Genomic DNA, 24443 nt, shown 5'->3' on the forward strand with positions numbered 1-24443 from the left:
GGCGCGGCGCTACATGGGGCTGGAATCCCTCGCCCGCATCACGGATACTCCCAACCATAGGCTGCCCGCCGTGGCCGCCTGATCGAGACCGAGCCTCTCCGAGGGTTGGCGCTCATACACCACCAAATGGGGCACTACCCTGAGCGGCTGCTTGATGCGGTTCTGCCGGCGCTTGCGGGGCGGGTGCAGGCTTCGGCGGTGCGGGTGCCGGTGGCCTCGGTTTCGGCGATTGATCTGGCGGTGGTGACGGCGCGGCCAGCGACGGCCGCGGCGGTCAACGCGGCGCTGGGTGCTGCGGGCGGGGTGATTGGCGTGACCGATCTGCCGCTGGTGTCGTCAGACCTGCGGGCGCGGCCCGAGAGCATTGTCATGGCAACCCCGCAAACCCGGGTCACGCCGCAGGGGTTGCTGCGGGTGTTCGGCTGGTATGACAACGAATGGGGTTTTGCCAACCGGATGCTGGATGTGGCGATGCGGGTCAAATGAAAACCCCGCCCGGGTGAGGGGCGGGGTTTTGCGGTTTCGCCCAGGCTCTGCTCAGTTGCGGTTGCCGAGGAATTGCAGCAGGAACATGAACAGGTTGAGGAAGTCGAGGTAAAGCCGCAGCGCGCCCATGATCGCCGCCTTGCCGACAAACTCGCTGTCGGACTGCGCCATTTGCAGGTAGGTGTTCTTGATGTTCTGCGTGTCGAAGGCGGTCAGGCCCGCGAAGATCAGCACGCCGATCACCGAAATGGCGAACTGCATGGCCGAGCTTTGCAGGAACAGGTTGACCAGCATCGCCACGATCAGCCCGATCAGGCCCATAATCAGGAACGAACCCATGCCCGAAAGGTCGCGCTTGGTGGTGTAGCCGTAAAGCGAGAGACCGGCGAAGGAGATCGCGGTGATCAGGAAGGTCTGCACGATCGAGAAGCTGGTATAGACCGCGAAGATCCAGCTGATCGAGACGCCCATCAGCGCGGCAAAGCCCCAGAACACCAGTTGTGCGGTGGCAAGGCTCATCCGGCCCATCAGCGAGCCGAAGGCGAAGACCACGGCAAGGGGCGCGAACATCACCACCCATTTCAGCGGCGAGAGGTAGAGCGTCTTGCCGAATTCGGTCAGGTAGGTGTTGGTGCCGATCTGGTAGGGGGTCGGGTCGGCCGAAAGCGCCAGTGTCGCCATCAGCCAGGCGGCCCCGGCGGTGATCAGCATGGCTACGGACATCAGGCCATAGACGCGGTTCATGTAGGCCCGCAGACCCTCGTCGATCTGCAGGGTCCGGGCACCGGCCTGGGCGGTGCGGAGAGTGCGGTAGTCAGCCATTGAAGCCTCCAAAGGGTCAAGCAGTGCGGCGTCTGCAGGGCGCAGGCACCGTTCGGATCAATATCGGGGTGACGCGCGCCGAATTCAAGCGTTTTGCCCGGATCAGTCGGACATCGTGACCACAACCTTTCCGGTGCTGGCGCGGTCACGCAGCAGCGCCAGCGCCTCGGCGGCGCGCGACAGCGGCAGGCTGGCACCGATATGCGGGCGCAGATGACCCTTGGCATGCCATTGGAACAGGGTTTGCAAGCTGAAGGCGGCAAGCTCGGGGGCCAGCCGCTGATAGCCGCCCCAGAAAAAGCCGTGCAGCGCGATGTTCTTGACCAAGAGGTGATTGGCCGGAAAATCCGGCACCTGGCCCGAGGCGAAGCCGATCAGCAGATAGCGCCCGCCGGGGTTGGTGGCGGCAAGGGCGGCGCGCGCCAGATCGCCGCCGACCGCGTCATAAACCACATCGGCACCGCCGAGCGCGCGTACCGCCGCCTTGAGCCCGCCCGCCTCGCTGTCGAGCAGATGCGTGGCCCCTGCCACCTCGGCGACCGCAAGCCGCGCCGCGCCGCGTGCAACCGCAATGACCTGCGCACCCATCGCCTTGCCGATCTCGACCGCGCTCAGCCCGACACCGCCCGCGGCACCAAGCACCAGCAGGCGCTCGCCGGGTTGCAGCCTGGCGCGGTGGCTGAGCGCCAGATGCGAGGTACCATAGGCAATCTGAAAGGCCGCCGCCTCGGCAAAGCTCATCGTCGCGGGCAGCGCGAGGCAGCGGCTTGCATCAAAGCAGCCCGCTTCGGCCAGCCCGCCATGCCCGGCGAACACCGCCACCCGCGCGCCCAGCGCCGGGGCGCTGACCCCGGAACCGAGCGCATCGACCGTGCCCGCCAGTTCCATGCCGAGCGTGTATGGTGGGGCGGGGCGTTCCTGATACTTGCCGTCGATCATCAGCAGGTCGGCAAAGTTGAGCCCGCAAGCGGCGATCCGCAACCGCACCTCGCCGGGGCCGGGGTTTGGCAGCGGCAGGGTGACAAGCGCGGGTGCCGCGCCTGACGATCCGATCTGGAAAGCACGCATGGTCAATTCTCCTCGGCGCAAGCTAGCGCAGCGCTGCCCGGGTTACCAGTTGCCGTCGCGGAAACTTTGCGGGTGCGGCTGAAACACGCTGAAGGCGAGCGGGTGATTCTCGGCTCGCGCCCACAAAATGCGACAATCCGGCGCAGTCTGGCGCGGTGACTCGCGCAAAAAGGGTGTCGTGCACCTGTCTTTTTGGACAGGTTTGCCCGGAAAATTCCGATGTTAGCTGGAAACCCGGGGGAATTTGGCGATGATGGCCGATGTAACCCAGGAGTAGCGAATGAAACATCCGGTAGATGTACACGTCGGCAAAAGAATCCGTCAGCGGCGGTGGCTCATCGGCATGACGCAGCAGCAATTGGCCGATCAGGTCGGGATCAAGTTCCAGCAGATCCAGAAGTATGAAACCGGCATGAATCGGGTCTCGGCGTCGCGGCTCTGGGATATCGCGGATGCGGTAGGGGTGCAGATTTCGTTCTTTTTCGAGGGTCTCGACGAGGCCGAAGCCCGGCCCGATCAGGCGACCGTCGATCTGATGGCCGACAAGGAGGCACTGCAGCTGGTGCGCTCCTATTACGCGATTCCCGAGGCGCAGCGGCGGCGGTTGTTCGACCTTGCCAAGGCGCTGTCGCACGCGGCGTGATAGCCTGTTGACCCCGGCGCGCGTCGCCGCTACCGCTGCCGCCGAACAGGCAGGGGGCGGGCATGGGCAAAGCGTTGGGGCAGTTGAGCGAAGCGACGCGGCACGAGTTGATGGCGGTGGCAGGGGCGCTTGCCGATGCCGCGCGGCGCGAGACGCTGGCGCATTTTCGCGCCGAGGACTTGGGCACCGAAAGCAAGGAAAGCCTGCGCTTTGACCCGGTTACGGTGGCGGATCGCGCCGCCGAGCGCGCGATGCGGGCGATTCTGGCGCTGCGCCGCCCGCAGGACGCGATTCTGGGCGAGGAGTTCGGCAACCGCGCGGGCACCAGCGGGTTGACCTGGGTGCTTGATCCGATCGACGGCACCCGCGGCTACCTTTCGGGCACCCCGACCTGGGGCGTGCTGGTGGCGGTTTCCGGCACCGCCGGGCCGCTTTACGGGCTGATCGACCAGCCCTATATCGGCGAGCGTTTTGCCGGGGGGTTCGGCGTTGCCGAGGTGATCGGGCCGATGGGGCGCAAGCCGCTTGCCGCCCGCCCGCCGCGGCCGCTGGCGCAGGCGATCCTGTTCAGCACCTTTCCCGAGGTCGGCACGCCTGAGGAAGCCGCCGCCTTCGCGCGGCTGGCGGGGCAGGTCCGCCTGGTGCGCTACGGCATGGATTGCTACGCCTATGCACTGGTCGCCGCCGGGCAGATCGACCTTGTAGTCGAGGCGGGGCTGCAACCCTATGACGTGGCGGCACCGATTGCGGTGATCGAGGCGGCGGGCGGCATTGTCAGCGACTGGCAGGGCGGCCCGGCGGCGGCAGGCGGGCGGATCATTGCCGCCGCCAATGCCGAGATCCACGCCGCAGCACTGGCGCTGCTGAACGGCTGAGCCAGCGCGCGGGGCCAGGGCGCGCTGCCCCCCCTTGAGGCCTTGCGGACTCCTCCCCCCCCGTGAATTCTTGGCAACAAAGGTCTGCAGTCGGTCAGGCCAGGGCCCGGGCATGTGCCAGCCGCCCGTTCACCCAGGTGGCGCGGATGGCGCGGTCGTCGCCCATCATGATGGTGGGAAACAGCGCCTCCCAAAGGTCGTTTGCGCGGGCGCTGCGCTGTGCGATGGCCGGGGTCGAGGCGAGGTCGAGCACCACCAGGTCTGCCTCGTGCCCCGGCAGGAGGCTGCCGATGCGCTGGCCAAGGCCAAGCGCTGCGGCCGAGCCTGCGGTGGCCAGCCAGATCAGTTGCGACGGGTGCAGCGCGACGTGGCGCAGTTGCGCGATCTCGTAGGCTGCCGCCATGGTGCGCAGCATCGAGAATGACGAACCGCCCCCGGTATCGGTGGCAAGCCCCACCCGCAGCCCGTCGCGCTTCAGCCCGGCCATGTCGAAAAGGCCCGAGCCGATGAAACTGTTCGAGGTCGGGCAATGCGCCACTGCGGCCCCGACTTCGGCGAGGCGCGCGCGCTCGCGCGTGGTGAGGTGGATGGCGTGGCCGAAGATGGCGTTCGGCCCGAGCAGGCCTGCGCTTTCATAGACGTCGAGGTAGTCACGCGCCTTGGGATAAAGCGCCGCCACCCAGGCAACCTCGTCGGTCTGCTCGCTCAGGTGGGTTTGCATCAGGCAGTCCGGGTGCTCGGCCCAGAGCGCGCCGAGCGCCGCCAGTTGCGCGGGCGACGAGGTGGGGGCAAAGCGCGGGGTGATGACATAGCGCGCGCGCCCGACCCCATGCCAGCGCTGCAACAGCGCGCGGCTCTGGTCATAGGCGGCCTCGGCGGTGTCGCGCAGATCGGCGGGGGCGTTGCGGTCCATGCAGGTCTTGCCCGCCAGCACCCGCATCTGCCGCGCCTCGGCGGCGGTGAAAAAGGCATCGACGCTGGCCGGGTGGATGGTGGCAAAGCTGCACATCGAGGTGGTGCCCTGCGCCAGCGCCATATCGAGGTAGCGCCCGGCGATTTCGGCGCAATAGGCGGGGTCGGCAAAGCGCGCCTCTTCGGGGAAGGTGTAGGTGGCGAGCCAGTCGATCAGCCGCTTGCCCCAGCTGGCGATGATCGCGGTCTGCGGATAGTGCATATGCGCATCGATGAAGCCGGCGCTGATCAGCGCCGCGCCGTAATCGTGCCGGGTGGCATCGGGGTGCGCGGCAGCGAGGCTGGCGGCATCGCCCAGCGCGGCAATCCGCCCGGCTTCGACCAGCACCCCGCCCCGTTCCCAGATGCGCGCCGCCCCCGGCCCTTCGGCGAAGGGGTCGGCGGCAAAGCTCAGCACCTGTCCGACGAGCAAATCCGCCATCCGCCACCTTCCCCCGACCGGTTCCATCGGAGCCCATGCTAGGGCCTCGCTTCGCCGCGGTCCACCGGCAAGCCCTTGTTGCGGGTGCGGTGGCCGGGCTAGGCTGGCGCCGGGCAAGGCGGAGCGGGCAGGTGGGCGAGATTGCTGAGAGGAAGGCCGAGGCGCGGGGGCGGGCAGAGGCGCTGCGCGCCGCTGCCCATGCGCGCGGGCAGGGCGATGCGGCGGCGCGGCTTGGTGCCGAGCTCGCGCCCTTTGCCGGGCAGGTGCTTGCAGGCTACATGCCGATGCGGAGCGAGATCGACCCGCTGGCGGTAATGGCAGCGCATCGGGGGCCGGTGGCAGTGCCGGTGATCAAGGGCCGCGGCCAGCCGCTGGCCTTTCGCGCCTGGGCACCCGGCGTGGCGATGCAGCGCGGCCCCTTTGGGGCACTGGTCCCCGAGTCGGGTGCCTGGCTGGTGCCACGGGTGTTGATCGTGCCGCTGCTGGCATTTGACCCGCGTGGCTACCGACTTGGCTACGGCGGCGGCTATTACGACCGCACGCTCGCCGTGCTGCGCGCGCAGGGCGCGCTCACTGCCATCGGCTTCGCCTTCGCGGCGCAGGCGGTGGCCGAGGTGCCGACCGAGGCCACCGACGCGCGGCTTGATCTGATCGTCACCGACGAAGCCGTGCTTGGCCCGTTCTGAACTGCTTCAGGCCAAATATCCCGGGGGTCCGGGGGCAGCGCCCCCGGCTTCAGCTTGCCCTGCCCGCAGCAGGAGGGCTTGCCCTTTTGCTGCCCGCCGCCTAACGCTTGCGGCATGAAGATGCTGTTTCTGGGCGATGTGATGGGGCGCGCGGGGCGCGCGGCGGTGGCGGCGCGGCTGCCGGGGCTTCGCGCCGACTGGGGGCTCGATTTCGTCGTGGTCAATGGCGAGAACGCCTCTGCGGGTGCCGGGCTGACGCCCGAGCATGCCAAGGCGCTGCTGGCTGCCGGGGCCGATTGCCTGACGCTGGGCGATCATGCCTTCGACCAGAAGGACATGCTGCGCTTCGTCGAGGCAGAGCCGCGCATCCTGCGGCCGCTCAACTACGCGCGCGAGGCCCCCGGCAAGGGCGCACGGGTCTATCTCGACCGGCGCGGGCGCAAGGTGCTGGTGGCGCAGGTGCTGGGGCAGGTGTTCATGAAGCGGCCCTTCGACGATCCGTTTTCGGCGATCGACGCGGTCTTGCGCGCGCATCCGCTGGGCGGCATGGCGCAGGCCACGGTGGTGGACATGCATTGCGAGGCCACCTCGGAAAAGATGGCGATGGGGCATTGGTGCGATGGCCGCGCAAGCCTGGTGGTCGGCACCCATACCCATGTGCCAACGGCGGATGCGATGATCCTTGCCGGCGGCACCGCCTACCAGAGCGACGCGGGCATGTGCGGCGACTACAATTCGGTGATCGGCATGGACAAGGCCGAGCCGATGCGCCGCTTCATCACCGGCATGGGCAAGGAACGCTTCACCCCCGCCGAAGGCGAGGCGACGCTTTCCGGCGTCTATGTCGAGATCGATGATCGCAACGGCAAGGCCACCCGGATCCTGCCGATCCGGGTGGGCGGGCGGCTGGCACAGGCGGCACCGTGAGCCTGCAAAAGGGTGGCAAGGCCGTGCTGTTCGGGTTGCTGGTGGTGCTTGGCGCGAGCTGGGGCCTTGGCCTGCCGTTGACCAAGATCGCGGTCACTGCGGGCCTGCGCGACTTTGGCATCATCTTCTGGCAGTCGTGCATTGCCGCCGTGCTGCTGTTGCCCTGGGTGCTGGTGCGCGGCGGCTTGCCGCTCCACCGGCGCGCGCTGGCGCTTTATGCCTTCATCTCGCTGGCGGGCACGCTGGTGCCCAACTACGCCGGTTTCACCGCGCAACGGTTCCTGCCCTCGGGGGTGTCGGCGCTGTGCCTTTCGTTCATTCCGATGGCGGCGCTGCCGATGGCGCTGATGATGCGCACCGATCACGCCAGCCCCGGCCGCCTGCTGGGGCTTGTTGCCGGGGCGGCGGGGGTGGCGCTGATCGTGCTGCCGGGAAACGCGCTGCCTGACCGCAGCATGGTGCCCTGGGTGCTGGTGGCGCTGATCGGCACGGTGTTTTACGCGCTTGAAGCCAACGGCATCGCGCGCTGGGGCACGGCGGGGCTGAACCCGGTGCAACTGGTTGCCGGGGCGGTTACGCTGACCGCACTGGTTTCGGCACCGCTGGCGCTGGCACGCGGCGTGTTCATCAACCCGGTCACCGACTGGGGGCCGGGCACCTGGGCGGTGCTGGCGGGGGGCATGCTCAATGTCGGCTCCTATGTGGGCTACCTCTGGCTGGTGGGCCGCGCCGGGGCGGTGTTTGCCTCGCAGGTCAGCTACCTGGTCACCGGCTTCGGTGTGTTCTGGGCGATGCTGCTTCTGGGCGAGCGGTTCTCGCCCTGGTTCTGGGCGGCGATGGTGGTGATCTTTGTTGGCCTCGCGCTGGTTCAGCCGCGCGCGGTGCTGCATCGCGCCGCCGACGAGGCCGCAGGCTGAGTCTTCCAGCGCGCTTGTGCCCGCGCCTTGCGCCGCTATAGTCGCGCCCGAATGACCGCGGAGACTGCATGTTCGACCTGGCCCTGCCGCAGAACGTTGAGGCGATCCTGACGCTGACAGTGGTCGGGATCATGCTGTTTCTGTTCACCCGCGAACGCTGGCCGAGCGAGGTGGTGGCAATCGGCGGCGCGGCGGCGGTGTTGACGCTTGGCATCGTGCCCTATGACGCGGCGGTCAAGGTGCTGTCGAACTCGGCACCATGGACGATCATCATGATGTTCCTGATCATGGGCAGTCTGGTGCGCACCGGCGCGCTTGACTGGCTGACCCGGCAGGCCGAGGCGCAGATCGACCACCGCCCGGCGGTGACGCTGGTCATCATATTCGGGCTTATCGCCGCATCTTCGGCGTTCATGAACAACACGCCGGTTGTGGTGATGATGATCCCGGTGATGATGACGCTTGCCCGCAAGCTTGGCGTTTCGGCCTCCAAGCTGCTGATTCCGCTTTCCTATGCTGCAATTCTTGGTGGCACGGTCACGCTGATCGGCACCTCGACCAACATTCTTGTCGATGGCGTGGCGCGCGAGCGCGGGCTGGAGCCGTTTTCGATGTTCGAGATCACCGGCATGGGGGTGATCATGGTGCTGGTGGGCGGGCTTTACATGGGGCTGATCGGGCGGCACCTCTTGCCCAACCGCTCGTCGATGGGGATGTTGCTGGGCGACCGGCGGCGGCAGAAGTTCTTCACCGAGGTGGCGCTGCCGGAGGGGTCGGGGCTGATCGGGCAGAACGTCAACGAGATCGATCTGTTCAAGCGCGATGGCGTGCGGGTGATCGACGTGCTGCGCGGCGATGCGAGCCTTCGGCGCGACATGGCGGGGGTGGAGCTGGCGGCGGGTGACCGGGTGGTGCTGCGCACCGACATGGCCGAAGTTCTTGGCATGCAGCAGAACCCGAACCTGCGGATGGTGGACAAGCTGAGTTCGGTGCAGACCGACACCGTCGAGGTGCTGATCTCTCCCGGCTGCCGGATGATCGGGCGCAGCCTTGGCGAATTGCGCCTGCGTCGCCGCTATGGCGTTTATGTGCTGGCCGCGCACCGGCGCAACCAGAATATCGGCCGCAAGCTTGACGATCTGGTGGTGGTGGTGGGCGATACGTTGTTGCTGGAGGGCGCGCCTGACGATATCGCCCGGCTGGCCGCCGACATGGATCTGGTCGATGTCTCGCGGCCCCGGGTGCAGCCATTCCGCCGCGCCAAGGCACCGATTGCGGTCGGCGCACTGGTGGCGGTGGTCGCGCTTTCGGCGTTGAACGTCGCCCCGATCCTGCTGCTTGCCGCGATTGCGGTCGGGGTGGTGCTGGTGACCCGAACCATCGACCCGGACGAGGCGTTTTCCTTCATCGAAGGGCGGCTGCTGGCGCTGATCTATGCCATGCTCATCATGGGTGCGGCGCTTGACCATTCCGGCGCGGTCAGACTGGTCGTCGATGCTGTGGCCCCGCTGCTGATGGGGCTGCCGCCGGTGCTGATCATTCTTGCCGTCTATGCGCTGGGTTCGGTGTTGACCGAGGTGGTTACCAACAATGCGGTTGCGGTGATCCTGACCCCGATCGTCATCGGCCTTGCGGCGGCGCTTGGCTACAACCCGCGCCCGTTTGTGGTGGCGGTGATGTTTGCCGCCTCGGCCTCGTTTGCAACCCCGATCGGCTATCAGACGAATACCATGGTCTATGGCCCCGGTGGCTACCGCTTTACCGATTACCTGAAGGTCGGGATACCGCTCAACATCGTGTTGGCATTGGTGGCAAGCCTGGTTATTCCGCTGATCTGGCCGCTTTGAGGCGCAGCGGGTGGCTTGCGGCCCCACGCATGGCTGGCTTATAGAGGCGCCGGACCGGGCCAACCGGACATGACAAACGACGGAGCAGCCAAGTGTCAGGCCATTCGAAATGGGCAAACATCCAGCACCGCAAGGGCAAGCAGGACAAGATCCGCGCCAAGGTGTTTTCCAAGCTCGCCAAGGAAATCACCGTGGCGGCGAAAATGGGCGATGCCGACCCCGCCAAGAACCCGCGCCTGCGGCTGGCGGTGAAGGAGGCCAAGGCGGTGTCGATGCCGAAAGACGTGATCGACCGCGCGATCAAGAAAAGCATCGGCGGCGACGCCGAAACCTATGACGAGATCCGCTACGAGGGCTATGGGCCGAACGGCATTGCCATTATCGTCGAGGCGATGACCGACAACCGCAACCGCACCGCCTCGAATGTGCGCAGCTATTTCACCAAATGCGGCGGCAACCTTGGCGAAACCGGATCGGTTGCCTTCATGTTCGACAGGGTGGGCGAGATCATGTATCCGCTTTCAGCGGGCGACGCCGATACGCTGATGCTGGCGGCGCTGGATGCCGGTGCCGACGATGTGGAGAGCGACGAGGAAGGCCACTGGATCACCTGCGCGCAGGATGCGTTGAACGAGGTGACCACGGTGCTTGAAGCGGCGCTGGGCGAAAGCGAGACCGCCAAGCTGATCTGGAAGCCGCAAAACCTGACGGTGGTCGATTTCGAGACCGCCGAGCGGCTGATGAAACTGGTCGAGATGCTGGAAGATGACGACGACGTGCAGAACGTCACCGGCAATTTCGACATTCCCGAGGAAATTGCCGCCAGGCTTTGAGGCGGCGGGCAGCAAACGAAAGGGCCGCGCGGGATGGCGCGGCCCTTTGCATTTTCTGCGGCAAGGCTCAGTAGTTCAGCTTCCAGCCGACATAGGCGGTGGTAATGCCGTTGCCGCCGCCGCCAAGGCTGTCAATATAACCGATACCGGCGTAGCCGTTTTTCATGAAGCTGGCCTCGGCGTTGACCGAGTAGAGTTCGCTGGAGCTGCCGGTGCCAAGGTAGCCTGCATTGAGCGTCAGCCAGTCGATCGGTTTGTAGAAGGCGTCAACCATCACGATAACTTCCGACGAACTGCTGCTGTCGGCCAAGGTGAGGTGTCCGCCGAACTGGCCGGCATCATAACCGACCTGCGCAACGTAGGTCTGGAAGTCGGACGACCCGGTATTGATCGCTTCGAAGCCGAGGGCAAAATCGAGCGCGCCGTAATCGCGGCCGAAATAGCCGGTTACCGAAGTCGCGTCGCTTGCCCCTCCGGTGAATTGATGCACCGAAAGCCCGGTGTCAAAGCCGCCGATGGAGCCATCAAAGCGCGCGCCGTAGCTATGCGCTTCGCCAACCAACTGCACGAAATCGGTTACGCCAACCACGCTGGAAAGCATCAGCGAAACATATCTGGAGCCGCCGAAACGCGGTATCTGGATGGCGCTGCTAACAGCAGAGCGCGGCGCACCGACCGAGAAGCGGCCCATTGCCGTGTCAACCCAGAAGGTCGGGAACAGTGCGGCGCGGCTGTCGAAAGGCCCGCCGCTATCGGAGGCGATGCCCAGCACGCCAAGCTCGAAGCCCATCGGCAGGCTGCTGCCGCCGCCAAAGCCGAAGCCCACGGCAAAATCGGCATAGGCAAAGCTGACGTCGCTACCATTGCTGCTGAGGTAATCGTACTGGATCGAGCCGCTTGTGTAGAGGTTGTTCGATTGCGCCGAAGCAGCGGCTGCCCCCGCGATCAGGATTGCAATGGCGGTTGCCGTGCGGTTCATGACCTGAATCTCCGTGACTAAATGTCGCATTGAGTCCAGATAACACCACATCGCGCCAAGGGCAGCGGTTTTCTGTGCCGCTTCACGCGATCACGGGCGGGTTGTTGCATTCCTGCCAAGGGCCGCGATGGCGCGGAGCTTGGCATTTTCTGCGGCAAGGCTCAGTAGTTCAGTTTCCAGCCGACATAGGCGGTATATACAGGGTCGATTGACCCGTCGCTGCCAAGATAGCCGATACCGGCAAAGCCGTTGTTGAGGAAGCTGGCTTCGGCACTGACACCATAGATGTTGAAGGTGCCGCCTACGGAGGCATAGCTCGCCTCGAGCCTCAGCCAATCGAGCGGGCGATAGAAGGCATCGGCAATGGCGATGGTTTCAGAAACGCGGCTGCTCTGGGCGACCGTCAGATGCGCGCCGTAGCGCCGGACGTCATAACCGATCCGGCCGATGTAGGACTGGATCGGTGTGGTTTCGCCGCCAAAAGCCTCGAATCCGACCGCGAATTCAAACGCGCCATAATCGCGCCCGACAACGCCGGTAACGGAATAATCGCCTTCACCGCTGCCAGTGAACCCGTGCACTGAAAGCCCGGCATCGAGGCTGCCGACAGCGCCATCGAACCGCGCGCCAAAACTGCGAACGTCAGATTCATCGAGAACCACGAAGTCGGTTAGGTTGGCAATCGATCTCAACTCGAGCGACAGGATGCTGGAGCCGCCGATATTCGGAAAACTGAGGGCGCTGCCGAGCGCCGAGCGCGGCGCGCCGACCGAAAAGCGGCCATAGGCGCTGTCCATCCAGAGCGTCGGGAAAAGCACGTATCGTTCGCCGCTGTCGCCGGCAAAGCTGAACACACCAAGCTCGAATCCCATCGGTGCGCTGCTGATCCCGCCAAAGCCCATACCCACGTTGAAATCGGCGGTGGCAAAGGTCTGGGAAGCGCCACTGGCGTTACCGAGATACTCGTATTGCAACGACCCGTTGCTGTAGAAGGACGAGCTGCCGACCTGAGCCGAAACCGCGCCCGCGCCCGCCAGAAGCATGGTGAGAATGAGTGCCGCGCGTTTCATGTGTCGATTCTCCGGGGTCAGATGCCGCATTCCTGAAAATCTAGCATCCACGGCGCGCACGATCACCCGCCTTGCTACAATCATTGAGAAAACGCACCGAAGTGTGGTTTTTTTGCCTGGTAAACGGACCAAGCCGAAGGGCCGCGATGGCGCGGCCCCCAGCTTTTGCTTCGGCAAGGCTCAGTAGTTCAGCTTCCAGCCGGCATAGGCGGTAGCGAAGCCTTCGCCGAAGTCCGGGCTGTCGAAATAGCCGACGCCGACATAGCCGTTTTTCAGGAAACTGGCTTCTGCGTTGACACCGTAAATCGAACTGCCCGCATAGTTGCCGTAGGATGCTTTGACTTTCAGCCAGTCGAGCGGCCGGTAGAAGGCTTCGAGCGAATAGGCGCTGTCGGCCATCATGAAGCTGTCGCCAAGGGTCAGGCGCGCACCATAGAGCCCCACGTCATAGCCGAGCGTTGCGGTGTAGGTGGTTTCGCTGCTGCTATCGCCTTGCAGATGCTCGAAACCCACGGCGAAATCGAGCGCGCCATAATCGCGGCCGACAAAACCGGTGATCGAGGTTCCGCTGCCCGAGCCGCTTGACAAATGGTGTGCCGACAGGCCGACATCAAAGCCGCCAAACGCGCCGTCGTAGCGAACCCCGTAGGAATCCACCCCGCCTTGCAGCAACGCCATGTCGGTGAAGTTGAATGCAAGCTGGTAGAAGTCGGTGAAATAGTAGGTGCCCGCGATGGTCGGCACCTTGATCCGGCTGGCCATGGCCGAACGCGGCACGCCCGCCGAGAACTTGCCGAACGAGGTCTCGACCCAGACGGTGGGGAACAGTGCCGAGCGGCTGAAACTGCCTTCGCTGGAACCGATGGCCACCACGCCAAGCTCCAGCCCGACCGTTTTGTTGCCAAGGTTCCCGCGCAGGCCGAGCGCGAGATCGCCATAGCCAAAATCGACCCAATCGCCGCCTTGGCCGAGATATTCATACTGGATCATGCCGTTCGCATAGACCGGCGAGCTGCCGACACCCTGGCTGAAGGCCGCGCCCGAACCCGCCAGTACCGCAAGCGCCGCTACTGCCATTGTTTTCATGATCGTCCCCCGTCCCGCATCGCTTTGAAACCATCGGTAGCCTAGCACGCGCTGGCGGAAGTTGCACCGGATGCATCGGCGGGCGAGGCCATGAAATGCGCCGGTGTTGCGCGCCTGCACCGGGCTTTGACGGGGGCGGGTGCCGGGGCCAGATTCCGATTGCCGAAAGCCAGGTGCGCGGTGCGGGGCTGGTGCCGGGCAAGCCGACAGGCTAAGCCGTCTGGCGCGGAGTGGGGGCGGAAATGGTGGCATTCTGGGCGGGCTTGCGGCTCGGGCTTGGGCTGATAGTGGCAATTGGCGCGCAAAACGCCTTTGTGCTGCGCCAGGGGCTCAGGCGTGAACATGTGTTCGCGGTGGCCTTCTTTTGCGCCGTCTCCGATGCCGCGCTGATCGCGCTTGGGGTTTCGGGCTTTGCGCTGGCCGCCGAGGCGGCCCCCTGGCTAGGCCCCGGCCTGCGCTGGGGCGGGGTCGCCTTTCTGGTCTGGTACGGTGCCCGCGCCTTTCTGGCGGCCTGGCGCGGCGGCTCGGGGCTCGTGGCTGCGGGGGGGGCCGCGAGCCTTGCCGCGACACTTGCCACCATCGCCGCGCTGACCTGGGCCAACCCGCATGTCTGGCTGGATACGGTGGTGCTTCTTGGCGCGGTCTCGGCGCAATATCCGGGGCAGGGAAAGGCGTTCGCGGCGGGTGCCATCAGCGCTTCGTTCCTGTTCTTCTTCGCCCTCGCCTATGGCGCGCGGTTGCTGGCCCCGATCTTTGCGCAGCCGCGCGCCTGGGTGGTGCTCGATCTGCTGGTCGGCGTGGTGATGTGGAGCATCGCCGCCGAACTGGCGTTCGGCTGAGTTGTACCCGGCACAAACGCGCCCTTGCGCCCCGTGCGCCGATGCGGTGATCTCGCCGCCATGAACGCCATCGCCGCCACCGCAAAGGCCACGCGCCGCCCCGACAGGCCGGTTGCCGGGGTGCTCTGGATGCTTGTCACCGGGCTCAACTTTGTCGCGGTCACCGGCATCGTGCGCTACCTCGGGCCAGAGCTGCCCGCAGCACAGAGCGCCTTCATCCGCTTTGCCTTCGGCGTTGCGTTTCTGGCACCGACACTGGGGTTGACCCTGCAACGCGGCTTCGCCCCCGGTGCGCTGCGGCTTTTCGCGGCGCGCGGCGCGCTGCATACGGTGGCGGTGATCTTGTGGTTCTACGCGATGGCGCGCATTCCGGTGGCGGAAGTGACCGCCATCGGCTACCTCAACCCGGTTGTCGTCACCATCGGCGCGGCGCTATTCTTTGGCGAGCGGCTGGCGGCGCGGCGGATACTTGCGATCGGCGTGGCGATCGGCGGGGCGCTGATCGTGCTGCGCCCCGGCCTGCGCGAGATCGAACCGGGCCACTGGTCGCAGCTTTTTGCCGCGCTGTTCTTCGGGCTTTCCTACCTGATCGCCAAGCGGCTTTCCGAAATTGCCCCGGCGGGTGCGGTGGTGGCGATGATGGCGCTGACCGTGACCATCGGGCTTGCGCCGTTCGCGCTCTGGGTCTGGGTGCCGGTCAGTCTGGTGCAGGTGGCCTGGCTGGGCCTTGTCGCGGTTTTTGCCACCGCCGGGCATTACTGCATGACCCGCGCTTTCGCCTGCGCGCCGCTGACCGTCACCCAGCCGGTCACCTTCCTGCAACTGGTCTGGGCGACGCTGCTTGGCGCGCTGATGTTCGGCGAGGCGGTGGACCCGATGGTGATGCTGGGCGGCGCGCTCATCATCGGCGCGATCAGCTACATCACCTGGCGCGAGGCAAAGATCAAGCGGCGCACCACCCCGGCGGTACCCCCGGTCTGAACCCCGCGCGCGGTGCCAGTGCGCCTAGCTGTGCGGGTCGATGAGGCGCGCCAGCACGCTTTCGCGGCTGATCCGGCCACCGCCCTGCAAGTTCAGCTCGGGCACCTCTGCCAGCGCCGCCATGACCGCGCGCACGGTCATCTCGGCCGCCACTTCAGGGGCCCCGGGCACCGAGCCGGGCAGCGCCACGTCGGCGGCGGTCAGCACGCCCAAAGGGTTCATATGCGCGACGAAATCGGCGACATAGGCATCGGCGGGGGCGGCGATGATGTCGCGCGCGGTGCCCAGTTGCACGATCCGCCCGCCCTCCATGAGCGCGATGCGGTTGCCGAGCTTGAAGGCTTCGTCAAGGTCGTGGCTGACGAAGATGATGGTGCGCTTCAGCGTCGCCTGCAACTCCAGCAACTCATCCTGCAACCTTGCCCGGATCAACGGATCCAGCGCCGAAAACGGCTCGTCCATCAGCAATATCGGGGCTTCGGTGGCAAAGGCGCGGGCAAGGCCAACGCGCTGCTGCATGCCGCCCGACAATTCGCCCACCTTGCGCTCGGCCCAGTCGGAAAGCCCCACCAGCGCCAGTTGCGCATCGATCCGGGCACGGCGTTCGGGCAGCGGCATATGCGCCAGCTCAAGCCCCAGCCCGACATTTTCGCGCACCGTGCGCCAGGGCAACAGGCCGAACGCCTGAAACACCATCGCCACCCGCGTCAGCCGCAGGCGGCGCAAAGTCGCGGCATCGGCCCCGGTGACCGAAACCATTCTGCCGCCATCCCAAATCCGCACCTCGCCGCGACAGACCGGGTTGAGCGCGTTGACCGCCCGCAGAAGCGTCGATTTGCCGGACCCCGAAAGCCCCATCAGCACCAGTATCTCGCCGGTCGCAACGCTCAGCGTGCAGTCGTGCACCCCCAGCACCTGGCCGGTCGCCTCCTTGATCTCGCCGCGCGTGCGGCCCTGGTCCATCAGCGGCAGCGCCGCCTCGGGGCGCTCTCCGAAGACGATCGAGACGCGGTCGAATTCGACTGCTACGGGCATGCTCAGCGCTCCATCCTGAGCATCCGGTCAAGGATGATCGCCACCACGACGATGATGAAGCCCGCCTCGAACCCGAGCGCGGTATTGACCGAATTGAGCGCCCGCACCACCGGCACCCCGAGCCCCGAGGCACCGACCAGCGCCGCGATCACCACCATCGAAAGCGACAGCATGATGGTCTGGTTCATCCCCGCCATGATCTGCGGCAGCGCATAGGGTAATTCGACCTTCCAGAGCACCTGCCGCGGGGTGCCGCCAAAGGCGGTCGCGGCTTCCAGCAGCGGTTGCGGTGTCGAGGCGATGCCAAGATGGGTAAGCCGGATCGGCGCGGGCAGCACGAAAATCACCGTGGCGATCAGGCCCGGCACCATGCCGATGCCGAAAAATACAATCGCCGGAATAAGATAGACAAAGGTCGGCAGCGTCTGCATCAGATCGAGCACCGGGCGCATGGCGGCAAAAAGCCGTGGCCGGTGCGCCGCCGCGATGCCGATCGGCACGCCCACCGCCATGCACACGACGCAGGCCGAAAGCACCAGGGTCAGGCTTTCGGTGGTGGCTTTCCAATAGCCTTGATTGAGAATGAACAGGAACCCGGCCAGCACCAGCAAGGGGGTTTTCCAGTTGCGCTGCAAGGCGAAGGTGAGGGCCACGAACAGCGCCACGATCACCAGCGGGTTCGGCGTCTGCAATAGCCAGAGGATGGCTTCGATCAGCGCCTGCATGACATCCGACACCAGATCGAAAAATCCGCCGGCATGCGCCTTCAACCAATCGAAAATCAGTTTCGCGGTGCGCCCGACCGGAATCTTGTAGGCGGTCAGCCAGTCCATGCATTGACCCCCGAGGCTCTGTTCAACGCGTCTTCATCGCAAAAGTACCCCGGGGGGTCCGGGGGGCTGGCCCCCCGGCCCGCCGGTTCGTTCACTTCAGCGCGGCGGTGACCGCGGCCAGCGCGTCGCCACCTGCTTTGGTGGTGACGCCTGCAAGCCAGGGTGCCAGCACCTCGGGATGCGCGGCAAGCCAGGCCTTGGCGGCCGCGACAGGCTCGGCCCCGTCATTCAGGATCGCCCCCATGATCTCGTTTTCCAGCGCCAGGCTGAATTCGAGATTGGCAAGCAGCGCCCCGGTGTTGGGGCATTCGGCCACATAGCCCTTGCGGACATTGGTTGCGACTTCGGCACCACCGAAATCGGGGCCGAAGAAATCGTCGCCGCCCGCCAGGTAGGTCATCGCGAAATTGGCGTTCATCGGGTGCGGTTCCCAGCCGAGGAAGATGATCGCCTGCTTGTCGCCCGCCCGCGCCACCTGCGCCAGCATGCCCTGTTCCGAGCTTTCGATCAGCTCAAACCCTGCCAGCCCGAAGGCGTCGCCGCTGATCATGTCGAGGATCAGCCGGTTGCCGTCATTGCCCGGCTCGATGCCGTAGATCTTGCCGTCAAGTGCTGCCTTTTGGGTGACGATGTCATCGAAGCTGTCGATCCCCAGCGCCGCACCGGCGGCGTTGGTGGCAAGCGTGTATTTCGCGCCGACAAGGTTGGTGCGCAGCGTCTCGACCGTGCCCGCCTCGCGGTAGGGGGCGATATCGGCCTCCATGGTCGGCATCCAGTTGCCGAGGAACACATCGACATCGCCGGTGGAAAGCGCCGAATAGGTGACCGGCACCGACAGCAGCTTCACATCGGTTTCATAGCCAAGCGCGGTCAGCACAAAGCTGGCGACGGCGGTGGTGGCGGTGATGTCGGTCCAGCCGACATCGGAAAAAATCACCTTGTCGCAGCCCGCGGCATGGGCGGGCAACGCCAGTGCCAGCGTGGCGGCAGAGGCGAGAAGGGCGGTCTTGAGGTTCATGTTCGGCTCCCTGGGACGTTTTTGTTGATTGACGAGTCAATAAACTTGCCTGTAGCTCGGTTTGGCAAGCTTTTTTTGCGAGGATGCCATGCCCAAGCTTGGGGCCGAGCCTATCCGAAGGGCGGCTTTGGTGAAAGCCACCATTGAAATGGTGGGCGACGGCGGCTCGCTGGATGTCACCGTGGCGCAGATTGCGCGGCGCGCGGGCATGTCTTCGGCGCTGGCGCATCACTATTTCGGCTCCAAGGAGCAGATATTCCTGGCCGCGATGCGGGCGATTCTATCGATCTACGCCGCCGAGGTGCGCGGCGCACTGGTGGTGGCCGAGGGCCACGCCGGGCGGCTTCGCGCCATCGTGCATGCCTCGTTCGCGCCCGGCTCGTTTCGCCGCGAGGCGATCGGCGCATGGCTCAACTTCTACGTTCTGGCGCAGACCGCACCCGAAGCGCGCCGTCTGCTTGCGGTCTATCAGCGCCGCCTGCACTCCAACCTGATGCACGATCTCAAACCGATTGTTGGCGCGCGGGCGGGCGGTGTGGCGCGCGGCCTCGGCGCGCTGATCGACGGGGTTTACATCCGCGCAGCGCTGCAACCGGGTGCCACCGACCGGCGCGCGGCAGCGGCGCTGGTGCTTGCATATCTTGACCGCGAATTGGAGGGGGCGTGATGCGCGCTGAACCGAAAGCGAGCCATTTTGTCGATGGTGCCTGGCTGGAAGACAGCGCCGGCGCGCCGATCGAGGTGATCTATCCCGGCACCGGCGAGGTGATTGCGCGGCTGCATGCGGCGACGCCTGCGGTGATCGAGGCGGCGCTGGCGAGTGCGGCGCGGGCGCAAGGTGCCTGGGCGGCGCTGCGGCCGGTGGAACGCGGCCGCATCTTGCACCGCGCGGCGGAACTGATCCGGGTGCGGGGCGAAGAGCTGGCGGTGCTGGAAACGCTCGACACCGGCAAGCCGTTGCAGGAAACCCGGGTTGCCGACTGGCCTTCGGGGGCGGATGCGCTGGAATATTTCGCCGGGCTTGCGGCCACCGTCACCGGCGAAACGATCCCGCTGGGGCGCGATTTCGTTTATACCCTGCGCGAGCCGCTCGGGGTCTGCGTCGGAATTGGCGCGTGGAATTACCCGAGCCAGATTGCCTGCTGGAAGGCGGCACCTGCGCTGGCGCTTGGCAATGCGATGGTGTTCAAACCCTCCGAGGTGACGCCGCTGGGGGCGCTGCAACTGGCCGCGATCCTGACCGAGGCGGGGCTGCCCGCCGGGCTTTTCAACGTGGTGCAGGGGATGGGCGCGGTGGGGGCGGCGCTGGTGGCCGATGCGCGCGTTGCCAAGGTTTCGCTGACCGGATCGGTGGCGACCGGCAAGCGGGTTTACACTGCAGCCGCTGCCGGGATGAAGGCGGTGACGATGGAGCTTGGCGGCAAATCGCCGCTGATCGTTTTTGAAGACGCCAGCCTTGAGGATGCGGTGGGCGCGGCGATGCTTGGCAATTTCTATTCGTCGGGGCAGGTCTGCTCGAACGGCACGCGGGTCTTCGTGCAAAAGCGACTAAAGGCGGCGTTTCTGGCGCGGCTGGCCGAGCGCGTTGCAGGCATTGTGGCGGGTGATCCGCTTGACCCCGCAACGCAGTTCGGGCCGCTGGTGAGCGCGGCGCAGGTGGCCCGCGTGCTGGGCTACATCGAGCGCGCCAGGGCGGAAGGCGCGCGGCTTGTCTGCGGCGGCGGCCCCGGCAACGCCGGGCCGCTGTTCGTGCAGCCCACGGTCTTTGCCGATGTCACCGACGGCATGGAAATTGCCCGCGAGGAAGTCTTTGGCCCGGTGATGGCGGTGCTTGAGTTCGACACCGAGGCCGAGGTGGTGGCACGGGCCAATGCCACGCCCTACGGCCTTGCGGCGGGGGTGTTTACCGCCGACATGGCGCGCGCGCATCGGGTGATCGGCGCATTGCAGGCGGGAACCACCTGGATCAACGCCTATAACCTGACCCCGGTCGAGGCCCCGTTCGGAGCGGTCAAGGCATCGGGGCTCGGGCGCGAAAACGGGCGCGCGGCGGTGGAGCACTATAGCCGGGTGAAATCGGTCTATGTCGGCCTCGGCCCGGTCGAGGCACCTTACTAGCGAAGCCGGGGGCGCTTCGCCCCCCGGACCCCCCGAGGGTATTTTGGCATTGAAGAAGCCCGGGTCGCCGGGAAGGATGGGCGGAATGGAAGCGGATTTCGTGATTGTGGGGGCAGGCTCGGCAGGTTCGGCGATGGCCTATCGGCTGGCCGAGGCGGGCCGCCGGGTGATTGTCATCGAGCATGGCGGCACCGATATGGGGCCGTTCATCCAGATGCCCGCGGCGCTGAGCTACCCGATGAACATGGGGCTTTATGACTGGGGCCTGAAGACCGAGCCCGAGCCGCATCTGGGCGGCAGGGTGCTGGTGACGCCGCGCGGCAAGGTGCTTGGCGGATCCTCCAGCATCAACGGCATGGTCTATGTGCGCGGCCACGCCAAGGATTTCGACCATTGGGCAGAGCAGGGCGCGGCGGGTTGGGGCTATGCCGATGTCTTGCCCTATTTCAAGCGGCAAGAGCACTGGCACGGCGGCGCGGAGGCTGGCGACGGTGTCTGGCGCGGCAATGCGGGGCCTTTGCATGTGACCCGAGGGCTGCGTGCCAACCCGCTTTTTGCCGCCTTCATCGAAGCCGGGCGGCAGGCAGGCTATCCGGTGACGGCAGATGCGAACGGTGCGCAACAGGAAGGCTTTGGTCCGATGGACGCGACGATCTGGCGCGGGCGGCGCTGGTCGGCGGCGAATGCCTACCTCAGGCCCGCGATGAAAACCGGCAACTGCACGGTAGTGCGGGGGCTGGCGCGGCGGGTGGTGCTGCGCGAAGGCCGCGCGGTGGGGGTGGAGGTGGAACGCTCGGGGCGCATCGAGGTGATCGGCGCGCGGGCCGAGGTGATACTGGCCGCATCGTCGCTTAATACGCCAAAGCTGCTGATGCTTTCGGGCATCGGACCTGGTGCCCATCTGGCCGAGCATGGCGTGCCGGTGCTGGCGGACCGGCCCGGCGTGGGCGCGAACCTGCAGGACCATCTGGAAATCTACATGCAGTTTGCCGCAGCCCAGCCAGTGACGCTGTTCAAGTACTGGAACCTCTGGGGCAAGGGGCTGATCGGGGCGCAGTGGCTGTTCACCGGCAAGGGGCTCGGGGCGTCGAACCAGTTCGAGGCTTGCGGCTTCATCCGCTCTGCCGCGGGCGTGGAATACCCCGATATCCAGTACCATTTCCTGCCGATTGCGGTGCGTTACGATGGCCGCGCGGTGGCCGAGGGGCACGGATTTCAGGCGCATGTCGGGCCGATGCGGTCGAAATCGCGCGGCGCGGTCACGCTCCGCTCAGCCGACCCGAAGGCGGCACCGGTGATCCGCTTCAACTACATGAGCCACCCGGACGACTGGGAAGAGTTTCGCCGCTGCATTCGCCTGACCCGCGAGATCTTTGCGCAACCGGCGATGGCGGCGCATGTGAAACACGAGATCCAGCCGGGGCAGGGGGTTGCGAGCGACGCCGAGATTGACGGCTTCATCCGCGCCCATGCCGAAAGCGCCTTTCACCCCTGCGGCACGGCACGGATGGGCCGCGCCGATGACCCGCTGGCGGTGGTGGACCCTGCCTGCCGGGTGATCGGGGTGGAGGGGCTGCGGGTAGCCGACAGCTCGATTTTCCCGCGGGTGACCAATGGCAACCTCAACGCGCCCTCGATCATGGTCGGTGAAAAGGCCGCCGATCTGGTGCTGGGGCGCGCGCCGCTGGCCGCCGAGAATGCCGAGCCATGGGTGAACCCGAACTGGCAGACAAGCCAGCGCTGAGGCGCGGCGTTAACGAAGGCATACCAGCGCTGTTGACATCATACCCCGCCGCCACAATATGCGGGGCATGTTAAGGATTTGTTCACTTCTCGTTCTGGTTGTGCTGGCGCAGCCTGTGGTTGCGCAGACGCTGGTCGGAACGGCGCGCGTGGTTGATGGCGATACGCTGGTGCTCGCGGGTGAACGGGTGCGCCTTTACGGGATAGATGCGCCGGAAACCGGCCAGACCTGCCGCGATGCGGCGGGTGCGGCCTGGGATTGCGGCGGCTTTGCCACCGGGGCACTGGCGGCGCTTGCGGCGGCGGAAATGCGTTGCGATGGCGTCGAGCGGGATCGCTATGACCGGCTGGTGGCGCGGTGCCGGGCCGCTGGTGCCGATGTCGGCGCGGCGCTGGTTGAGGCGGGTGCCGCCTTTGCCTATGCCCGCTACGCCGCCGATTACCTGCCGCATGAAGCCCGGGCCCGCGCCGCAGGGCGGGGGGTCTGGTCGGGGCAGGCCGAGCGGCCCGAGGTGGTGCGCGCATTCGGCGGCACCGCGGGCGCGCCCGAGGGCTGCGCGATCAAGGGCAATATTTCGGGCAACGGGCGGCTTTACCATCTTCCGGGCAGCCGCGGCTACGCCGCCACCACGATCAGCACCGCCAAGGGCGAACGCTGGTTCTGTTCGGAAGATCAAGCAGTTGCCGCCGGTTGGGTGAAAGCGCGCGGCTAGAGCCTGTCCGGCAAAAGTGGGCACCGGTTTTGTCGCAAGACAGGCGCAAACCAGCAAGCTGACACCTGTCCGGCGCTTCTGTCAGCGCCAGACAGGTGTCAGCTCAGGCGATGTCGTAGGGCAGCACGCCGCGGCTGTCGGGATTGACCCGCAGGCGGCGTTCCAGTGGCGGCACCGAGCGCTGGTGGCAATCGCGCCTTTCGCAGATCCGGCAGGAAATGCCGATCGGTTGATAGGCGCGGGGGTTGGCCAGTTCCATGTCGTCGGCATAAACGAGACCGCGCGCGTGGCTGACCTCGCAGCCAAGGCCGATCGCGTAGCGGCGCACTGGTGCGTGAAACGAGCCGCCGGTTTTCGAGACATCGCGGGCAAGGCACAAATAGCGCACCCCATCCGGGGTTTCCGCCAGTTGCCGCAGAAAACGCCCCGGCGTTTCAAAGGCCTGATGCACATTCCAGAGCGGGCAGGCACCGCCAAAGCGGGCGAATTGCAGCCGTGTGGCAGAATGGCGCTTGGTGATCGTGCCGGCCTGATCGACCCGCACGAAGAAAAATGGAATCCCCTTGGCACCGGGCCGCTGCAACGTTGAAAGCCGGTGCGCGATCTGCTCGATACTGGCCCCGAAGCGGTCGGCGAGGCGCTCAAGATCGTGCCGGGTTTCCTGCGCAGCGGCCTGAAAGACGCGGTAGGGCAGGAGCGCGGCCCCGGCGAAGTAATTTGCCAGCCCGATCTTGGCAATCGCCCGCGCGGTATCGGATTGAAAGCGGGCGAGGTCGAGCGTTGCCTCCAGAAGCTCGTTCTGGGTGATCAGCGCGACCTGATGCAAAAGCTGAAACGCCCGCGTCGGGGCCCCGACGCGGGTGGATAGCGTGAGCAGGTTGCCCTCGCGGTGGCGAATGGCGGAAACATCTGAAAATTGAACTTTTATCCCCCGCGCACCCAGCGCTTCCGTCGCCCTGGTTACCGGGTCTATGCGCTTGCCATCCGGGCAGGAAAACCGCTCTGCCGCGCGATCGACCGCATCGAGGTAATTATCGCAATAGTGAAAGAAGTCGCGCACCTCCTCCCATGGGCTGACTACCGTCAGACCGCCCTCGCGGCCGAGCGCTTCATCAAAGCTCGCAAGCCTTTCGTGACCCTGCCGATAGGCGCGGTGCAGTTCGAGAAAGGCCCGCGCCAGCGCCGGGGCATTCGAGGCGGCAAGCCGCAGATCGGCCAGTGGCGGCGTCAGATCGGCAAATACCGGGTCGGCCAGCGCCTCGCGCATGTCGCTGACCAGCCGCTCGGCATCGCCCACGGAAAGCTCGGTCACATCCAGCCCGAATTCGCCCGCAAGGCCCAGCACGACGCCCGCCGAAACCGGGCGGTGGTTGTTTTCCATCTGGTTGAGATAGGGCAGCGAGACCCCGAGCCGGTCGGCAAAGACCTTTTGTGTCAGCCCGAGCCGGGCCCGGGTTTCGCGCAGCTTGACGCCAGCATAGAGCTTTTGCGTGGCCATGATGCCTCCGAAATTTGCAAAACCACCCTAGGC

At 66.1% G+C, this 24443-nt stretch carries 23 protein-coding genes and 1 pseudogene; 14 read left to right on the top strand and 10 right to left on the bottom strand.

Going from position 1 to position 24443, the window contains the following annotated elements; all coding sequences use genetic code 11:
- Positions 1-144 precede the first annotated feature (144 nt).
- Positions 145-486, top strand: a pseudogene (locus Q8J98_RS05485) (aldehyde dehydrogenase); the annotation flags it as partial.
- 51 nt (positions 487-537) lie between these two features.
- On the opposite strand, the gene Q8J98_RS05490 reads toward Q8J98_RS05485, so the two are convergent.
- Positions 538-1308 (bottom strand): Bax inhibitor-1/YccA family protein, encoded by a 771-nt coding sequence (locus Q8J98_RS05490; RefSeq protein WP_305293494.1) that lies wholly within the window; start codon positions 1306-1308, stop codon positions 538-540.
- A gap of 102 nt (positions 1309-1410) precedes the next feature.
- Positions 1411-2376, bottom strand: coding sequence for an NADPH:quinone oxidoreductase family protein (locus Q8J98_RS05495; protein WP_305293495.1), 966 nt, complete (start codon positions 2374-2376; stop codon positions 1411-1413).
- 280 nt (positions 2377-2656) lie between these two features.
- Here Q8J98_RS05495 and Q8J98_RS05500 point away from each other — a divergent pair, with 280 nt between their 5' ends.
- Positions 2657-3019 (top strand): helix-turn-helix domain-containing protein, encoded by a 363-nt coding sequence (locus Q8J98_RS05500; RefSeq protein ID WP_305184078.1) that lies wholly within the window; start codon positions 2657-2659, stop codon positions 3017-3019.
- Between the two features lie 62 nt (positions 3020-3081).
- On the top strand, positions 3082-3894 hold the full coding sequence (locus Q8J98_RS05505; protein ID WP_305293496.1) for an inositol monophosphatase family protein: 813 nt from the start codon (positions 3082-3084) through the stop codon (positions 3892-3894).
- 94 nt (positions 3895-3988) lie between these two features.
- Here the strand turns inward: Q8J98_RS05505 and guaD are convergent, their stop codons facing one another.
- Positions 3989-5287, bottom strand: a complete 1299-nt coding sequence (gene guaD, locus Q8J98_RS05510) for a guanine deaminase (RefSeq protein WP_305184076.1) — start codon at positions 5285-5287, stop codon at positions 3989-3991.
- A gap of 131 nt (positions 5288-5418) precedes the next feature.
- On the opposite strand from guaD, the gene Q8J98_RS05515 reads away from it, so the two are divergent.
- The 5 genes from Q8J98_RS05515 (at position 5419) to Q8J98_RS05535 (ending at position 10497) form a co-directional block, all read left to right on the top strand.
- A complete protein-coding gene (locus Q8J98_RS05515; protein WP_305293497.1) occupies positions 5419-5973 on the top strand; it encodes a 5-formyltetrahydrofolate cyclo-ligase in 555 nt (184 codons plus the stop codon).
- Positions 5974-6087: 114 nt separating this feature from the next.
- Positions 6088-6900, top strand: coding sequence for a TIGR00282 family metallophosphoesterase (locus Q8J98_RS05520; RefSeq protein ID WP_305184074.1), 813 nt, complete (start codon positions 6088-6090; stop codon positions 6898-6900).
- Positions 6897-7817, top strand: a complete 921-nt coding sequence (locus Q8J98_RS05525; protein WP_305293498.1) for a DMT family transporter — start codon at positions 6897-6899, stop codon at positions 7815-7817. Before Q8J98_RS05520 ends, Q8J98_RS05525 begins: the two co-directional genes overlap by 4 nt.
- A 68-nt stretch (positions 7818-7885) precedes the next feature.
- Positions 7886-9664, top strand: a complete 1779-nt coding sequence (locus Q8J98_RS05530; protein ID WP_305293499.1) for an SLC13 family permease — start codon at positions 7886-7888, stop codon at positions 9662-9664.
- A gap of 92 nt (positions 9665-9756) precedes the next feature.
- Complete coding sequence (locus tag Q8J98_RS05535; protein WP_305184071.1) at positions 9757-10497, top strand: YebC/PmpR family DNA-binding transcriptional regulator; 741 nt, start codon at positions 9757-9759, stop codon at positions 10495-10497.
- A 67-nt stretch (positions 10498-10564) separates the two neighbouring features.
- On the opposite strand, the gene Q8J98_RS05540 is transcribed toward Q8J98_RS05535, so the two are convergent.
- The 3 genes from Q8J98_RS05540 to Q8J98_RS05550 all read right to left on the bottom strand — a co-directional run bounded on the left by Q8J98_RS05540 (position 10565) and on the right by Q8J98_RS05550 (position 13632).
- Positions 10565-11476 carry a hypothetical protein gene (locus Q8J98_RS05540; protein ID WP_305293500.1) on the bottom strand — a complete coding sequence of 304 codons (912 nt, stop codon included), beginning with the start codon at positions 11474-11476 and terminating at the stop codon, positions 10565-10567.
- 161 nt (positions 11477-11637) lie between these two features.
- On the bottom strand, positions 11638-12546 hold the full coding sequence (locus Q8J98_RS05545; protein ID WP_305293501.1) for a hypothetical protein: 909 nt from the start codon (positions 12544-12546) through the stop codon (positions 11638-11640).
- Positions 12547-12726: 180 nt separating this feature from the next.
- A complete protein-coding gene (locus Q8J98_RS05550) occupies positions 12727-13632 on the bottom strand; it encodes a hypothetical protein (RefSeq protein WP_305293502.1) in 906 nt (301 codons plus the stop codon).
- Positions 13633-13874: 242 nt separating this feature from the next.
- On the opposite strand from Q8J98_RS05550, the gene Q8J98_RS05555 reads away from it, so the two are divergent.
- Both Q8J98_RS05555 and Q8J98_RS05560 read left to right on the top strand, forming a co-directional pair.
- A complete protein-coding gene (locus Q8J98_RS05555; RefSeq protein ID WP_305293503.1) occupies positions 13875-14471 on the top strand; it encodes a LysE/ArgO family amino acid transporter in 597 nt (198 codons plus the stop codon).
- Between the two features lie 60 nt (positions 14472-14531).
- Entirely contained in the window at positions 14532-15452 is a 921-nt protein-coding gene (locus Q8J98_RS05560) for a DMT family transporter (RefSeq protein ID WP_336623090.1), read from the top strand.
- Between the two features lie 24 nt (positions 15453-15476).
- Here the strand turns inward: Q8J98_RS05560 and choV are convergent, their stop codons facing one another.
- From choV to choX, 3 genes are all read right to left on the bottom strand, one after another.
- Entirely contained in the window at positions 15477-16487 is a 1011-nt protein-coding gene (choV, locus tag Q8J98_RS05565; protein ID WP_305293504.1) for a choline ABC transporter ATP-binding protein, read from the bottom strand.
- A 2-nt stretch (positions 16488-16489) separates the two neighbouring features.
- On the bottom strand, positions 16490-17320 hold the full coding sequence (gene choW / locus Q8J98_RS05570; protein WP_305293505.1) for a choline ABC transporter permease subunit: 831 nt from the start codon (positions 17318-17320) through the stop codon (positions 16490-16492).
- Positions 17321-17411: 91 nt separating this feature from the next.
- Positions 17412-18338, bottom strand: a complete 927-nt coding sequence (gene choX, locus Q8J98_RS05575; protein ID WP_305293506.1) for a choline ABC transporter substrate-binding protein — start codon at positions 18336-18338, stop codon at positions 17412-17414.
- A gap of 88 nt (positions 18339-18426) precedes the next feature.
- On the opposite strand from choX, the gene betI reads away from it, so the two are divergent.
- From betI to Q8J98_RS05595, 4 genes are all read left to right on the top strand, one after another.
- Positions 18427-19005: a transcriptional regulator BetI gene (gene betI, locus Q8J98_RS05580; RefSeq protein WP_305293507.1), complete on the top strand. Its 579-nt coding sequence runs from the start codon at positions 18427-18429 to the stop codon at positions 19003-19005.
- The gene (gene betB / locus Q8J98_RS05585; RefSeq protein WP_305293508.1) at positions 19005-20456 is read left to right on the top strand and encodes a betaine-aldehyde dehydrogenase; all 1452 of its coding nucleotides are present in this window, start codon (positions 19005-19007) and stop codon (positions 20454-20456) included. The genes betI and betB overlap by 1 nt, the downstream gene beginning before the upstream one ends.
- A gap of 85 nt (positions 20457-20541) precedes the next feature.
- A complete protein-coding gene (gene betA / locus Q8J98_RS05590) occupies positions 20542-22200 on the top strand; it encodes a choline dehydrogenase (protein WP_305293509.1) in 1659 nt (552 codons plus the stop codon).
- 67 nt (positions 22201-22267) lie between these two features.
- Positions 22268-22912 carry a thermonuclease family protein gene (locus Q8J98_RS05595; RefSeq protein ID WP_305293510.1) on the top strand — a complete coding sequence of 215 codons (645 nt, stop codon included), beginning with the start codon at positions 22268-22270 and terminating at the stop codon, positions 22910-22912.
- Positions 22913-23015: 103 nt separating this feature from the next.
- Here Q8J98_RS05595 and Q8J98_RS05600 read toward each other — a convergent pair whose 3' ends face one another.
- A complete protein-coding gene (locus tag Q8J98_RS05600; RefSeq protein WP_305293511.1) occupies positions 23016-24410 on the bottom strand; it encodes a short-chain fatty acyl-CoA regulator family protein in 1395 nt (464 codons plus the stop codon).
- Between the last annotated feature and the right edge of the window lie 33 nt (positions 24411-24443).

Origin of the sequence: Phaeovulum sp., from assembly GCF_030684035.1 — a bacterium.
GTDB lineage: Bacteria > Pseudomonadota > Alphaproteobacteria > Rhodobacterales > Rhodobacteraceae > UBA6213.